The organism is Rhodococcus sp. P4_F3_2 (assembly GCF_056401335.1).
In genome coordinates this window covers 195945-211015 of record NZ_JBFUJN010000012.1, presented here as the reverse complement: position 1 = coordinate 211015, position 15071 = coordinate 195945, and the positions used below count along the sequence as shown (strand labels likewise).

The 15071-nt window shown below is 61.5% G+C and carries 12 protein-coding genes and 1 tRNA gene; 6 read left to right on the top strand and 7 right to left on the bottom strand.

The features are described from left to right. The first annotated feature begins 94 nt into the window (after positions 1-94). Positions 95-3010 (top strand): UPF0182 family protein, encoded by a 2916-nt coding sequence (locus AC1DWA_RS15095; RefSeq protein ID WP_477916808.1) that lies wholly within the window; start codon positions 95-97, stop codon positions 3008-3010. Between the two features lie 88 nt (positions 3011-3098). On the opposite strand, the gene AC1DWA_RS15090 is transcribed toward AC1DWA_RS15095, so the two are convergent. Beyond that, entirely contained in the window at positions 3099-3653 is a 555-nt protein-coding gene (locus tag AC1DWA_RS15090) for a transglycosylase family protein (protein ID WP_019747833.1), read from the bottom strand. A 450-nt stretch (positions 3654-4103) separates the two neighbouring features. Between AC1DWA_RS15090 and AC1DWA_RS15085 the strand changes: the two genes are divergently transcribed. Both AC1DWA_RS15085 and AC1DWA_RS15080 read left to right on the top strand, forming a co-directional pair. Further along, positions 4104-4177, top strand: a tRNA-Met gene (locus AC1DWA_RS15085). A 150-nt stretch (positions 4178-4327) separates the two neighbouring features. After that, on the top strand, positions 4328-4858 hold the full coding sequence (locus AC1DWA_RS15080) for an esterase/lipase family protein (protein ID WP_477846057.1): 531 nt from the start codon (positions 4328-4330) through the stop codon (positions 4856-4858). A gap of 4 nt (positions 4859-4862) precedes the next feature. Here the strand turns inward: AC1DWA_RS15080 and AC1DWA_RS15075 are convergent, their stop codons facing one another. The 4 genes from AC1DWA_RS15075 to AC1DWA_RS15060 are packed head-to-tail and all read right to left on the bottom strand — an operon-like array spanning position 4863 to position 8306. Next, on the bottom strand, positions 4863-5507 hold the full coding sequence (locus AC1DWA_RS15075) for a GntR family transcriptional regulator (protein ID WP_020907137.1): 645 nt from the start codon (positions 5505-5507) through the stop codon (positions 4863-4865). 47 nt (positions 5508-5554) lie between these two features. Beyond that, on the bottom strand, positions 5555-6625 hold the full coding sequence (locus AC1DWA_RS15070) for an isopenicillin N synthase family dioxygenase (RefSeq protein WP_477846056.1): 1071 nt from the start codon (positions 6623-6625) through the stop codon (positions 5555-5557). After that, the gene (locus tag AC1DWA_RS15065; RefSeq protein ID WP_477846055.1) at positions 6622-7527 is read right to left on the bottom strand and encodes an ABC transporter permease; all 906 of its coding nucleotides are present in this window, start codon (positions 7525-7527) and stop codon (positions 6622-6624) included. Before AC1DWA_RS15065 ends, AC1DWA_RS15070 begins: the two co-directional genes overlap by 4 nt. Further along, positions 7524-8306 carry an ABC transporter ATP-binding protein gene (locus AC1DWA_RS15060; RefSeq protein WP_019747838.1) on the bottom strand — a complete coding sequence of 261 codons (783 nt, stop codon included), beginning with the start codon at positions 8304-8306 and terminating at the stop codon, positions 7524-7526. The genes AC1DWA_RS15065 and AC1DWA_RS15060 overlap by 4 nt, the downstream gene beginning before the upstream one ends. A gap of 250 nt (positions 8307-8556) precedes the next feature. Between AC1DWA_RS15060 and AC1DWA_RS15055 the strand changes: the two genes are divergently transcribed. The 3 genes from AC1DWA_RS15055 to AC1DWA_RS15045 are packed head-to-tail and all read left to right on the top strand — an operon-like array spanning position 8557 to position 12109. Next, positions 8557-9747, top strand: coding sequence for a nitrate ABC transporter substrate-binding protein (locus tag AC1DWA_RS15055; RefSeq protein ID WP_477846054.1), 1191 nt, complete (start codon positions 8557-8559; stop codon positions 9745-9747). A gap of 15 nt (positions 9748-9762) precedes the next feature. Beyond that, positions 9763-10740 carry an isopenicillin N synthase family dioxygenase gene (locus AC1DWA_RS15050; protein ID WP_020907141.1) on the top strand — a complete coding sequence of 326 codons (978 nt, stop codon included), beginning with the start codon at positions 9763-9765 and terminating at the stop codon, positions 10738-10740. 40 nt (positions 10741-10780) lie between these two features. Then, a complete protein-coding gene (locus AC1DWA_RS15045) occupies positions 10781-12109 on the top strand; it encodes an amidohydrolase family protein (RefSeq protein WP_020907142.1) in 1329 nt (442 codons plus the stop codon). A 6-nt stretch (positions 12110-12115) separates the two neighbouring features. Here the strand turns inward: AC1DWA_RS15045 and AC1DWA_RS15040 are convergent, their stop codons facing one another. Both AC1DWA_RS15040 and AC1DWA_RS15035 read right to left on the bottom strand, forming a co-directional pair. After that, positions 12116-13750: an acyl-CoA synthetase gene (locus AC1DWA_RS15040; RefSeq protein WP_003942348.1), complete on the bottom strand. Its 1635-nt coding sequence runs from the start codon at positions 13748-13750 to the stop codon at positions 12116-12118. A gap of 99 nt (positions 13751-13849) precedes the next feature. After that, positions 13850-15055, bottom strand: coding sequence for an acyl-CoA dehydrogenase family protein (locus AC1DWA_RS15035; RefSeq protein WP_003942363.1), 1206 nt, complete (start codon positions 15053-15055; stop codon positions 13850-13852). Positions 15056-15071 lie beyond the last annotated feature (16 nt).

Sequence of the window (15071 nt, the reverse complement as noted above, 5' to 3'; positions counted from 1 at the left end):
AAACGGCCAAGTCCACTCGGGCGTGGCCGCAGTGATCGATGCAATCGGTTGCGACGCCACGGCGTCGCCAAATCTTGGAGCGTGGCACGTGGGCATGCGGCCCCCCGCAGGTTTACCCTCTCTGTCCAGACGCAGTCGAATCTTGTTGGTGGTGGCTGTCGTAGTGGCGGCCTTGCTGCTCGTGGGGCCGCGACTGATCGGCATGTACACGGACTGGTTGTGGTTCGGAGAAGTCGGCTACCGCGGTGTCTTCACCAAGGTTCTGCTGACGCGATTCGTGCTCTTCCTCGTGGTCGGAATTGTCGTCGGAGCCATCGTGTGGCTCGCGATGCTTCTCGCGTACCGCGCACGTCCGGTGTTCGTTCCGGTCTCCGGACCCAATGATCCGATCGCGCGCTACCGCACGACCGTCATGTCGCGACTTCGTCTGTTCGGCGTGATCATTCCGGTCGCGATCGGCATTCTCTCCGGTCTCATCGCGCAGGCCAACTGGGTCACCATCCAGTTGTTCCTCAACGGTCAGCCGTTCGGCATCACCGATCCTCAGTTCAACTTGGACGTCGGCTTCTACACGTTCGATCTGCCGTTCTACCGCTTCGTTCTGAACTGGTTGTTCGTCTCGATTCTGCTTGCCTTCGTGGCAAACCTGGTCACCCACTACGTTTTCGGTGGGATCAAGTTGGCCGGGCGTGCTGGGACATTCACGACTGCCGCACGTGTTCAACTGGCTGTCATCGCCGGCACCTTCGTGCTCCTCAAGGCGGTGGCGTACTGGTTCGATCGGTACTCGTTGATGTCGAGTAGTCGTAAGGAACCGACGTTCACCGGTCCGGGCTTCACCGACATCAATGCGGTTCTGCCGGCGAAGCTGATTCTGTTGTCGATTGCGGTCATCTGCGCGTTGGCGTTCTTCGCCTCGATCTTCACGCGGGATCTTCGGATACCGGCCATGGCAGTCGCTCTCTTGGTTCTTTCGTCGGTGCTCGTCGGGGCGGTCTACCCGATGATCGTCGAGCAGTTCTCCGTCAAGCCCAATGCGGCGCAGAAGGAGAGCACGTACATCGAACGAAACATCGAAGCGACCCGTCAGGCGTACGGGATCACGGAAGAAAACGTCGACTACGTCGACTATCCGGGAGTTGGCACCAAGCAGCCCCAGGACGTTCCGGCCGACCGGACCACGATCGCGAACACCCGACTGTTGGATCCGACGATCCTCTCGCCGACGTTCACCGCTCAGCGTCAGCTCAAGAACTTCTACGGGTTCCCGCAGACGCTCAACGTCGACCGCTACGAACAGGACGGCCAGCTGCGCGACTTCGTTGTCGCAGCGCGTGAGCTGTCGCCGAACAATCTTTCCGGCAACCAGACGGACTGGATCAACAAGCACACGGTCTACACGCATGGCAACGGCTTCGTCGCGGCCCAGGCAAACGAAGTCACGGCCGTGCAGGGCGACAGTCAGAACAACACCGGTGGTTACCCGATCTACTCGGTCAGCGACCTGACGACCACGCCCGAGAACGAGAACCTCAAGGTAGACAATCCTCGGTCGTACTACGGCGAGGTGATCAGCCAGTCGGACGCCGATTACTCGATCGTCGGTTCCGTCGACGGCGAGGGACCTCGTGAGTACGACACCGACACCTCTAAGTACACCTACACCGGTTCGGGTGGTGTCTCGATCGGCAACTGGTTCAACCGTCTTGCCTTCGCGGCGAAGTACACCGAGCGCAACATCTTGTTCTCGAGTGCAATCGGCTCGAACTCCAAGATCATCTTCAAGCGTGATCCGAAGGAAAGGGTCGAGGAGGTCGCGCCTTGGCTGACGACCGACGGCGCTGCCTACCCCGCAGTGGTCGACGGCAAGATGCAGTGGATCATCGACGGCTACACCACCGCCCAGGACTACCCGTACGCGCAGCGCAGTTCGCTCGACGGGTTGGTCGAGGACAGTATCGACCAGACGACCGGGCGCCTCATTCCGCGTCAGGAGTTCTCCTACATCCGTAACTCCGTGAAGGCCACGGTCGACGCGTACGACGGCACGGTCACGCTGTACCAGGTCGACGAGCAGGATCCGGTTCTGAAGGCGTGGATGGGAGTCTTCCCGAACACGGTGAAGCCGAAGAGCGAAATCTCTGACGACCTGCAGGCACACTTCCGCTACCCGGAAGACATGTTCAAGGTTCAGCGAGAGATGCTGGCGAAGTACCACGTCGACGATCCGAGTGAGTTCTTCACCAACAACGCGTTCTGGTCAGTTCCGAGCGATCCGACGATCGACACGTCGGCCAACCAACCGCCGTACTACGTGCTGGTGGGCGACAAGGACACCGCGAAGGCGGATTTCCGTCTGACCAGTCCGATGGTCGGGTTCAGTCGTGAGTTGCTGTCGGCCTACATCTCGGTGGCGAACGACAAGGAGAACTACGGCAAGTTCACGGTGCTGCAGTTGCCGACCGATACGCAGACTCAGGRTCCACAGCAGGCTCAGTCTGCGATGACGTCGGATTCGCGTGTTGCTTCGGAAGTGTCACTGCTCAAGCAGTCGAACAAGATTCAGTACGGAAACTTGCTGACTCTGCCGATTGCCGAGGGTGGAATCCTCTATGTCGAGCCTTTGTACTCGCAGCGAAACTCGCAGAACGCGTTCCCTCAGTTGGCGCGTGTACTGGTGAGCTTCAGCGACACCAACGGCATTCGGATCGGTTATGCACCGACCGTCTCCGAGGCGATCAGTCAGATTTGGCCGGGCGCAGGTTCGGCAGCGACTGTCACTCAGCCGGCACCCGATCCGGATACCGGAGCGCAACCGGAAACGCCGACTACTCCGACGGCACCGGCCCCGCCGGCTTCTTCGGATGACGTCACGAAGGCGCTGGCCGAGGTCAATTCGGCAATGGCGGCATTGAAGTCGGCGCAACAGAGCGGTGACTTCACCAGCTACGGTGCTGCGCTCGACCGCCTGCAGAAGGCTGTTGATGCGTACCAGGCGCTGCCGAGGTAAGCGGCGTCAGTTCATGAACAGCAGAAGGCCCACCATCCGATCGGATGGTGGGCCTTCTTRTGTGCTCAGTGAAGCTGTATGAGCTGAATCAGCGCAGTGCTGCAACGATCGGTGCGTTGGCATCGGAGAGCTGCTGGAACTGTGCGGCGAATCCGTACTGGCCGGCGAGGTCACGAGCGGTGTCGTAAGCCTGCTGTGCGGCGGGCTTGAGCTCGGCCGGGATTTCGACGGCGGGAGCAACTGCGGGTGCCTCGGCGACGGGAGCCGGTGCTGCGGCGGGAGCCTCTTCGACTGCCGGCTCGCTTGCGACGGTCAGACGCTGGCCGCAGACGGGCCATGCGCCGGGGCCCTGGCTCTGCAGGGTGTTCTCGGCGACGCGGATCTGCTCTTCCTTGGAAGCGTTGGCGGGCGAGCCGGTGCCACCGTTGGCGGTCCAGGTGCTCTGCGAGAACTGCAGGCCGCCGTAGTAGCCGTTTCCGGTGTTGATGTTCCAGTCGCCACCGCTCTCGCACTGTGCGACGCCGTCCCAGTTGTGGGTGGCTGCGGAAGCGGTGCCGGTGCTCATGGTGAGGGGCACTGCGACAAGTGCGCCGGCTACTGCCAATGTGCCGAATGCACGCTTGCTGATGCTGGTGTACGTCATGTCGGGGTAAATCCTCTCCGCGCTTGCTGACATCGGCGGGCCTGCGGGTCGGCGATGATGCTGACTTTCCCGGGCGCTTGTCTCTCCGTGTCTCTGCCCCTCGAAGGTTTCGGGGGTTCCGATCCCGCGGGGCAGAGTGGAGCAGCGGCGGGTCGGCGTTCGCCCGGTTGATTCGGGCCGGGACCGACCGTACGGGAGCGCTGAACGAGGGTCGATTCGCGATTTTCCGGACCACCTGGTCTTCTCCCATCCAGGATTTTCGGCGTTTGTGCTGGTAGAGCCTTTCCGATGCCGTTTCGAGGTACGTTCGTTACATGCTTGTTATGTGTTGATGCTCACGGGAATTTTGTGAACCCAGTCACCCGATTCTTCGACTTTCAGGCGTGTATTTCGCTCCAGCGCAGGCGATTTGCGTTCCGTTCATCTGCTCGTGTAACTTTGTCAATGCATCGCGGGGTGGAGCAGCTCGGTAGCTCGCTGGGCTCATAACCCAGAGGTCGCAGGTTCAAATCCTGTCCCCGCTACTAGAAAAGGACCGCCGCACTGGATTTCAGTGCGGCGGTCCTTTTTTGTGCGCAGCCGTCGTAGGGTGGCGACGTGCGACTCTCGAAGATTCTTTTGGCGATGGCGGTGACTACTTCGCTGGTGACCACCGCTCTGGCGTTCTCGGCAAGATGATTGCGGCCGACGCTGAGCTGATTGCCGATTCGATTCGCTCCTACGCTGCCGGCGCTGACTCCGTCGGGGTGATCGCGCACAGTGCGGGTGGACTGAGCTCCCGGTACTACGCGAAGTTCCTCGGTGGCTCCGAAGTAGTGGATTCATTCGTTGCCATCGGTGCTCCTCAGTACGGTAGCCCCGGTGGCTGCGTACAAGGCCCTGCCGACGGTTACGACACCTGCATGTTCTCCGAAGTTCTCACCAAGCTCAATGCCGGTGAGGACACTCCTGGATCTGCCTACTATTCGGTGGTGCAGAGCTCAGGCGAGTGGGCGGACGGTCGGTTGGACGGGGGCCAGTGCCGGGTGTACATCGATGGCGTTCCCGGGGCCGGAACCGGAGCAGACCATCTCACCGAGCTCGAGCATCCAGAGGTCATCTCGGGAGCGATCAGCTCTTTGGGGCGCGACTGTGTCGGTACGTTCGTGGACGAGAACGACGGCGACATCACCTGGCCTGACACGTTGTTCCCGTCATTTCGGTAAAGCTTCAGGTCCGGGTTGTTCGGACGAGTAGACCGGCCACGTGCGCGCTCGCGGCAGTTCTCGCTCCCAAGGCGTCACCCGATTCGATGGCCGCGACTATACGAGCGTGCTCGGTGACGGCGATCCGCCGATTGAGCTCGAGGCTCCACATGTCCGAACGGTAGAGATGTGACTGTCCGTCGAGACGATGTAGGGCTTCACTGAGCGGGTGATTGCATGCAGTCTCACGAATCAAGGTGTGGAACTCGAGGTCCAGAGTCGAATCGCGACGCTGATCCGGCGGGCTCTCGAGAAGTTCGCGTTGCACCTGCACCATCTTGTTCAGCTGTGACACGGTTTCATGCGTGGCATTGGCCGTCGCGTTGAACGCCGCGAGACCGTCGAGTACCTCACGCACCTCGAAGACCGCGCGCAGAGACTCTGCGTCAAGCGAATCGACTTTTGCACCCGCATTTCGGGTGTGGACCGCGATGCCCTCGTAGATCAACTGCTGCACGGCCTCGCGGACCGGCGTTCGACTGACATTGAGCTTGCTCGCCAGCGCGGGAACACTCAGTGGTGTCCCCGGCGCCAGCTCTCCCGAAAAGATCAGTTCTCGAAGCGTCTCGTGCACGGACTCGGTGAGCAAAGCTCGTTCGGTGGTGGTCATCTTGTCCTCACTTCGATCCTGCACGATATCGACGGTACCCGGGAGCGCTATCCGGCGGCGCGCACCCGGTCAGCGCTGCGACTGTCGACCTCGGGCGCCGTCGCGCCTTTCAGTCCGGCCACTTTGGCCGCGATGTTCTCGGCGATCGTGATCGGCGGGTATCCCACCTCGCCCGGTTCGAGAGTCCCTGGCAGTGCTTCGATGACGGCGTCGTAGTTTCCGTCGAAAAAGAATGCGGCAGAGCGACGTCGGATGATCTGACCATCGACGATAGGTGGGTCGACTCGGTGCACTGTCGAGCGCCATCGGTCGTTCGTCCAGCGTGCCATTGCGTCGCCGAGGTTGATCAAGAGTGCGCCGTCGGCAGGTTGGACGTCGTGCCATACGCCATCGGCACTCAGAACTTGAAGGCCCGGAACTTGATCTGCCCACAGGATGGTCAAGATTCCGAAGTCGGTGTGAGCGCCCATTCCCGTCATGTCGCCGGAGATGCGGATCTCGCCCTCAGGCAGTGCGTAGTTGTTCATCTTCATCGCGTCGATCGAATGGTCGAGCATCGAATCGAAGTACTCGGGCTGCAATCCGAGGGCGTCGGTAAAGGCGCACATCAGGATTCGTGCCAAGCCCTGGGCATGACGGAAATACTCTTCGATTGCCGGTCGGAATCCGGGCGCGGCCTCTGGCCAAGTGTTGGCGGCGTAGCTGGACTCGGGTAGGTCGACGCCCGGATAGTCGCTCACCTCTGTGCCCACGACTATTGCTTCGTAGAAATCGTTCATCTGGTTCGCAGCGGCGACGCCCAGGCTCATGCTGAGTGATTCCGACTTCGGTGGCGAGTAGCCACGGTTCTCGGACGAGGGACGGCGATAGTTGTTCTTCACCGTCAGTGGGAGAGCAAAGAACTTGTCGAGAGCGTCGGCCAGTCCGTCGGTCGCCGATCGTGGAATGCTGTGTCCGACAATCTGTATGAATCCGACCTCCCGGCACGCGCGATCGAGTTGAGCTGCCACTTCCGCACAGGCAGTGCTGTTGGTGGCGTTTGCAGCCGATGCCTCGCCGGTGAGGTACGGGCTGATATCGATCGTAGGGATTTCGAAGGCGGGAATTTCGTGGGTCATTTAAAGTCCTTGCGGCCGGACGTGTGCCACTTACCGACGAGCACACGTGAGAGGAATCCAAAGGCAGAGAAGACGAGGACGCCGAACACCGACGCGATCACGATCGCGGCGATCAGATCCTCGGACTGAAGGCGGCTTCGGTAGACGTCGAGCAGGGTCCCGATCCCGGGTTGTCCTTTGGCGAAGAACATGTCGCCGATGATGGCACCGACGACAACAAGGCCGGAGGCGGTGCGGATGCCGGTGAGAATGGCCGGCATTGCCGCTCGCAGTTCGAGTTTCACCAGTCGATCCCAACGCGAGGCGCGGCCGAGGGTGAAGAGTTCGTGCAGTCCGCGATCGACCGATTGCAACCCGAAGTGTGTGTTGGTGATGATCGGGAAGGCCGCGATGAGAACGCAAACCAGGGTGCGCGCGGTCATGCCGTAGCCGAACCAGAGCCCGATGAGGGGGACGATGGCGAGGATGGGAATGACCTGCAGCACAACGGCATATGGATAGACGATCCGCTCGATCCACTTGGCCTGGCTCATCAGCACGCCGGTTCCGACGCCGACTGCCACCGCGACGACGAAGCCGACCAGCGCAACCTGTGCCGTCACTGCGAGGGCTTCGAGCATGGGAGAGAGGTGTTTCCAGTCGAGTAGCGACTTCGTCAGTACTTGACTCGGCGGCGGAAGGAGAAATCGACGTTCCGGGGTGAGAACGAGGTAGCTGACGATCGACCACGCTGCGACCGCGCCGGCAAGTGAGAGCAGCGGATAGAGCAGGAAGGTGCCGAGCGCTCTCATTCGAGAGGGCCGTCCGGACTGTGCCTGTGCTTGCGCCGTGGTCGCAGAATCAGTACGAACGGCGGTATTGCGTACGGTGGTGCCCTGTTGTACTGCAAGGACTTCGGTCATCGTGAGCTCCCATGGAGGCTGGCCGAGATCTCGGCGACGTGTTCGGTGTATCGGGCGTCGTAGCGCAGTTCCGGGCTACGCGGGTACGGGAAATCGATGTCCACGACCGAATGTATTCGTCCAGGCCTGGCGGTCATGACGACCACCTTGTTTGCGAGGTACACGGCCTCGGATACCGAGTGCGTGATGAACATCGAGGTGAACCCTTTGTCGGTGTAGAGCCTTTGGAGTTCTACCTGCATCTCCAGTCGTGTCATCTCGTCGAGCGCACCAAAAGGTTCGTCGAGCAGCATCACAGCGGGTGCGAGGGTGAGCGCACGCGCCAACGAGACACGCATCTTCATTCCGCCTGACAACGCATTGGGCAGTTGTTTCGCAAAGTCCGCAAGGCCGACTGCGCGGATTGCCTCGTCGGCGCGCAACTTTCGCGCTGCTTTGTCGCCGCCACCGAGTTCAGCCGATAATTCGACGTTGGCCTGCACGGTTCGCCAGGGGAGGAGAGTCGGCTCCTGGAAGATGAAGCCAACTGATTCGGTGTCGAGGGCAACCGCACCACTGGTCGGTCGCTCGAGGCCGGCCGCCATGCGCAACAAAGTCGACTTGCCACAGCCTGAGGGTCCGACCACGGCGACGAAGTCTCCTCGCTCCACGTCCAGATCGATGCCGTCCAGCGCGACAGTGCCGGTATCGAACTTCTTGACGACATCGGAAAAGACCATCTGCATCGGCGCGGTGAGCTTGCGAGCGTCGGCATCCTGCATCGTGTTCGCGAGTTCCATCTGAGCCTCCGGTCGGTAATGCATGCAAAAGTTCTTCAATATGTAGGAACTATCTTGAATTGCATGTATGTCGCCTAGATTTCTGAATGTAAATGTGAGGTGACATTGCAGGTGAAGCGAGAATACTGGCGCGCGTTACCTGATGGAAACAACGAGGCGATTGCATGTAATCCACGTGCTGCAGAGTGTGCTCATCGGATCACCCTTCTTGGTTCGCCCACATCCCAATTGTTTTCACGAAGGAGACGCTGTGTATTCAAATCGCAAGGTGCATTCCAATCGCAGAAGTGTGGGAGCGGCGGGCGCGGCACTGGCCATGTGTGCAGCCATCGGATTGACTGCGTGCAGCTCCAGTGAGGCTGAGACGGCGAAAGCGGAATCTCTCGAACCAGCTGCCGAGGCGCAGAACCTTGCGGGTCTCTGTCCGGAAAACATTGTGGTTCAACTCCAATGGCAGCCACAGTCGGATATGGGAGCGCTCTTCGAGATGCTCGGTCCCGGCTATTCGGTCGACACCGACGACAAGTCCGTCAGTGGGACTCTTGTCGCCGGAGGGAAGGACACTGGAGTCGACCTGACCTTGCGGGCCGGGGGACCGGCAATCGGGTTCCAATCCGTCAGCTCCCAGATGTACGTCGACGATTCCATCACTCTCGGCTTGGTGCACGGGGATCAGGTGATCGCGGCAGCGGCAAGTCAGCCCGTTGTGGCCGTCACGCCATTGCTCAAATACAGCCCGGCAATCCTCATGTGGGACAAAGAGTCTCATCCGGAATGGACGAGTGTTGCCGATATCGGCAAGTCCGACGCGAGTGTCGTCGTTTCCAAGGAGCAACTCTTTCCGCAGTGGCTCGTGGCGAAAGGACTACTGAAGCAGTCTCAGCTCGACACGAGCTACGACGGAGCTCCCTCGCGATTTGTCGGTGACCCGACCATCGCTCAGCAAGGATTCGCGAATTCGGAACCGTACACGTACGAGAAGGAGACGCCGGCGTGGGACAAGCCGGTTTCCTATGACCTGCTGAAAGATTCGGGTTTCGACATCTACGCGTCCAATGTTTCCGTTCGTGCCGACAAGGTCGAGACACTCTCGCCGTGTTTGAGCAAGCTGGTTCCGATCATTCAGCAGTCCACCGCGGACTACATCACTGCGCCGGATGCGGCGAATGCTGCCATTGTCGACGTCGTCTCGCAGGACGTGTCGTTCTCTCCCTACACCGAGGGCGAAGCAGCGTTCAGTGCCCAGCTCCTGAAAGAGAAAGGCCTGATCGCGAACGAGGCAGACGGATCCGTCGGCACGTTCGACATGACGCGAGTCGCTCACACCGTCGAAGAACTGAAGCCCATCCTGAACGCCGGGGGTGCGTCGATACCGCAGTCATTGACTGCAGAAGAGATCTACACCGACAAATTCACCGATCGGTCCATCGGAATCCGCTGAAGGAGCTCATTGCAAATGACGTACGACATGACAGAACTCAACCGCGAGACCCGCATGGGTGGCCTGGGCACGGAGACCACCGACCGTGAGGTCCGAAGAATCGATCTCTCGGATTTCGAGAACCGGCGCAGCGAGATCGCCGAGGAGTTGTGGTCGGCAGCGACCGACATCGGATTCTTCCAAATCGTCAATCACGGAATCGATCTGGACCAGGTCCGCGAGGCTTTCGCGGCGGCCGAGCGATTCTTTGCACTGCCCACCGAGGTCAAAGCGCAGTATCCGCTCAAGAAGGGTTTCAACTCCGGCTGGGAGAGCATGACGCAGGTGCGTCCGTCCATCGGAACGCCTGATCAGAAAGAGTCCTACCAGGTGACCCGCCCGCATATGGGTGATCTGTGGCCCACTGCAGACGAATTGGGTGGATTCCGCGAAACGATCCTGGACTTCGAAGCCAAGTGCTGGGGCATTGCGATGGACCTGTTGTCGTGCTTCGCCGAGAAGCTGGGATTCGAACGAGACTTCTTCACCAGGGCACATGACCCGTCGGTGGCCACCTACCAGAGCACACTGCGACTACTCCACTACTTCCCCCTTGCCGCCGACGCAGATGTCGAAGGGATGTGGCGTGCCGGAGCGCACACCGATTTCGATTGCCTGACATTGCTTTTCCAGCGTGACGGTCAGGGCGGGTTGCAACTGTGCCCGGGCAAGGAGATGGACACCCAGGAATGGACGTCGGTGGTGCCGGCCGAGGAAGCGATCACCTGCAACATCGGCGACATGCTGATGAGATGGAGTGATGACGTCCTGCCGTCGAATTTTCATCGAGTCAAGAGTCCCGGAGTCACCGATTATCGGGGAGCCCGCTACAGCCTCGCGTTCTTCGCTCAGGCGAACCGCGACGTGACCATCGAGGGGCCGGCGGGCAAGTACCCGCCGATCACTGCCGAGGACTACATCGACCAGCGAGTACGCGCGAACTTCGCGCGTTGATCCGTATCCCTTCCGTTACACACTTTCAGGAGAACTGGCGATGACTACCGCGCCCAAGAACATGACCGACGCGATCATCCGGGACGTGACGTTGTACAGCGGCGGGCAATGGCTGACCGGCCGCGACGTCGTCGTCTCGAATGGGGTGGTCGAATCGATCGAGAAGTCGACCGGCACCGCCACACCTGGAAGTGTGGACGGATCGGGGGCGTATCTGATCCCTGGGTTCGTCAACACCCATACGCACCTTCAGCAGTCACTGATGCGTGGGATCGCCGAAGGGACACCGCTTCTCGAATGGCTACTCGCGGTCGCAGAAGAGTCGGTTCAGATCACGCCGGAGCGCGCATACACGGCCACTGTCGCAGCCTCGCTGGAGGCATTGCGCAGCGGTACGACGACCCTGGTCGAACACATGTGGCCGCACCCGTCCAGCGAGGTTCACGACGCTGTGATCCGGGCGTTGCACGACACCGGGATTCGTGCGGTGCTGGGACGCGGAACCGCAGACCGGGCGGACAAGACGAGGAAGTGGGGCTTCGATCCGCGGCTCATGCAACCACTCGGAGATGTTCTCGCACATACGGATCAGATGATGCGCGACGTCGCCGGTTCCCGCATTGACGTGGCAGTCGCGGTACCCAACCCACGTTCGCTGACCCCGGACGGGATGTCGGAAGTGCGTGAGTTCGCGCAGGCTCGCGACCTCACGGTCTCGATTCACCTGCTCGAGACGCAGACCGACAACACGATGTGTACCGAACACGCGGGCATGAACGCGGTCGACTACCTCGATTCCCATGGGTTCTTGTGGGACCGGGTGCTGGCGGTCCACTGCGTCGAACTCGACGACCGTGGTCAGAAGGTGCTGGCGGAGCGCGGCGTTGGAGTGTCGTACAACCCCGTCAGCAACATGCGCCTCGGTAGCGGAATCGCGCCCGTCCCGAGTTTCCTCGACGCGGGGATCGCGGTGGGGTTGGGTGTGGACGGCGCAGCCAGCAACGACACTCAGGACATGCTCGAGACGCTGCGCACCGGCGCCTACGTGCAGCGAGCCGCGCGCGGCCGCGCCGACCTGTTCGGCTTCGAAGCCATGATCGACATCGCATCCGGCGGTGCAAACGCAGCACTCGGTCTGCCGGCCAGGTCTGGCGGGATCTCCGTGGGCGATCCYGCCGACCTCACCATGATTCGGTTCGAACGCGACTTCGGTTGCCTCCCGGTGCGAGATCCGGGCGCGTCCATTCTCACGACGGGCAGTCGTCAGATCGTGGACACGGTGTTGGTTGCGGGCGAGGTCGTGCTCCGCGACGGGCACTCCACTCGCGTCGACGAGGCGGAATTGATCCGGACGCTCAGCGCTTTGTGACTGTGCTCAGTCTTCGCTGATCTCCATCTCGATCAGGACGCGGCGCAACAGCTTTCCGGTGGCGTTGCGGGGAAGTTCGTCGATGAAGACGATCTCGCGGGGAACCTTGTAGCGCGCGAGATTCGACCGGACGTGATCCTTCAGCTCGTCGGAGTTCTGGTCGGCGCCGTGGGCGACGACGACAAACGCTCGCAGGCGGTGCCCGAAGTCGGCGTCCTCGACTCCGATGACTGCCGCTTCCAAGACGTCCTCTCGATCGGCGAGCAGGTTCTCGACTTCGAGCGGGTAGACGTTCTCGCCACCGGAGACGATCATGTCGTCGTCGCGGCCGTCGACGAAGAGGAGGCCGTTGGCGTCGAAGTGTCCGACGTCGCCGGTCGAGAGAAGTCCGTCGATACGTTCCTTGTCACGCCCGTCGGTGTATCCCTCGAAGCTCAGCCCGCTGGCGACGAAGATTCTGCCGATCGTGTGTGGGGTGGTGATCTTCTTGTTGTTCTCGTCGAACAGTTCGACGTGACAGGTCACCGGCGCGCGGCCCGCGGTTCCCGGCGCAATGGTCAGATCCTCGGGAGTCGCGACTGTCGCCACCGCGACCTCGGTGGATCCGTACAGGTTGTAGAGGACGTAGCCGAACGAGGCCGTGACTCGCTTGCACAGATCGGGTGAGAGTGACGAACCTGCCGAGAAGATGATCTTCAGGTTCGACGTGTCGTACTTGGACAGCACGTCGGGACCGAGGTCGATGATCCGAGTGAGCATCGTCGGGACCACGACCAGACTGTCGCACTTGTATTGTGCGACAAGTTTGATCGTGTTCTCCGGGTCGAACTTTCGATGCATGACGACGGTCTGGCCGAGCGCCAACGCGAGAGCGAACTGCGAGACGCCGGTTCCGTGGAAGGCGGGGGCCGCCATCATCATGGTCTGTCCGCGGCGCAACGGCACGCGGTCGAGGAACTGTGCCGACGCGAGAGGGGAGGTGTGGCCACGCGGCGCGCCTTTGGGAGTTCCCGTTGTGCCGCTGGTGAGGAGGACGAAGCCACCGTTCTTCTCGGGTGCCGGCACCGACGACGTGGTGCGTCCGGCGATGGCCTCGTCGAGAGTAGCTGCCGTGGAACCGTCCGCGGCCGTGCCCTCTGGCCAGGAACGATAGACGACGACGTCGTCCGGCAAGGCATCGGCGATGTCCGCGAACTCGTCGTCGTAGACGAAGGCGACCACCTTCTCACGCGCTGCGACGTCCACGAGTTGGGGCCGAGCGAAGCCCGTGTTCATGAGAACGAGCTTCGTTCCGTTCTTCGCTGCCGCCAGCATGGTCAGGACCAAGCCTCGATGGTTACGGCACATCGCACCCATGACGGAGTCGGACGTGATGCCGTCGGCCTGCCACGCCCGGACCAACGCGTTGCTCTGACGCTCTAGCTCGGCATAGGTGATGGGTCCGCGCTCGTCGATGATCGCCACCGCGTCGTAGCCGTTCTCGGCGTGTGCATGGACCGGCCCGGCAAAGGGTCCGTACTTGTCCACGGCTGCAATGGATTTGAGCCCGCGATCGAGGCGAGGGAACGGGACGAGTCCGGCTCGGAACATGACCCCCGCCGCGCCGATGGTGTCAGTGACCTTGGTGACCAATCCGGGCATACGTGAACCTCTTCCGAGCGTCGTTGTAGCCACCTCGAAAGGTGGCGGGGCGGAGTGTTTCGGGATCGGGTCTGTGCGACCGTCACTTCAGTTCGACCGTCACTTCAGTTCGGCGGACGACTTTCCGAGCAGGCGGCGTGCGACGATCAGCTGCTGGATCTGCTGGGTGCCCTCGAAGATGTCGAGAATCTTCGAGTCGCGGCCCCACTTCTCGAGCAACGGGCGCTGCGAGTAGCCGTAAGTGCCGGCCAACTCGACTGCCTTGAGCGTCACGTCGGTGCCGGTGCGGCCGGCCTTCGCCTTGGACATGGACGCTTCGAGCGAGTTCGGCTTCTTGTTGTCGGCCATCCACGCCGCGCGCAGAGACAGCAGGTACGCGGCCTCCCAGTCGGCTTCCAAACGGATGAACTCGGCTGCAGCTGCATGCTGGTTGTAGACCGGTGTGTCGTAGGAGATCTCGACACCGGCTTCGGTCAGGATGCCGCGCAGTTCTTCGAGAGCCGCGCGTCCGACGCCGACGGCCATGGCTGCAACGAGGGGCCGGGTGTTGTCGAACGTCTGCATGACGCCGGCAAAGCCCTGCTCCACGTTGACCTCCGGGCTGCCCAGGATGTTGTCCGCTGGAATGCGGCAATCCTGGAGCAGGAGTACTGCGGTGTCGGAGGCCTTGATGCCCAGCTTGTGCTCTAGGCGAGCAACGCTCAGGCCCGGTGCGTCACGCGGAACGACGAACGACTTGATGGCCGCTCGGCCCTTCGACTTGTCGACCGACGCCCACACGACGATGTGCGTCGAACGCTCACCGGCGGTGACGAAGATCTTCTCGCCGTTGAGAACCCACTCGTCGCCGTCGAGAACGGCGGTGGTGGTCACGGCGGCGGAGTCGGAACCGAAACTCGGTTCGGTGATGGCCATCGAGGCCCACACTTTGCCGAAACGTTCGAGCTGTTCGTCGGTTGACACTGCGGCGATCGCGGCGTTGCCGAGCCCCTGGTAGGGGATCGAGAGCATGAGTCCGACGTCGCCCCAAGACGTTTCGAGCGAGTTGAGGAGCGCAGACATGTTGCCGCCGTTGGCGTTGCCACCCTTGGCGCTCGCGTCGGACCGTCCGCCGCTGGCACCGCCGATGTCTCCACCGGAATCGGAGAGGCCTTCGACCATGGCGGCCATGGTGTCGAGCTCGACCGGGTACTCGTGCTCAGCGAGATCGTACTTACGTGAAATGGGTCGGAAGATCTGCGCCGCGACCTGATGTGCCTGGTTCGCTGATGCTTTGAGCTTCTTGGGAAGTTCGAGGTTGATCATCGTGGTTCTCCTGGAA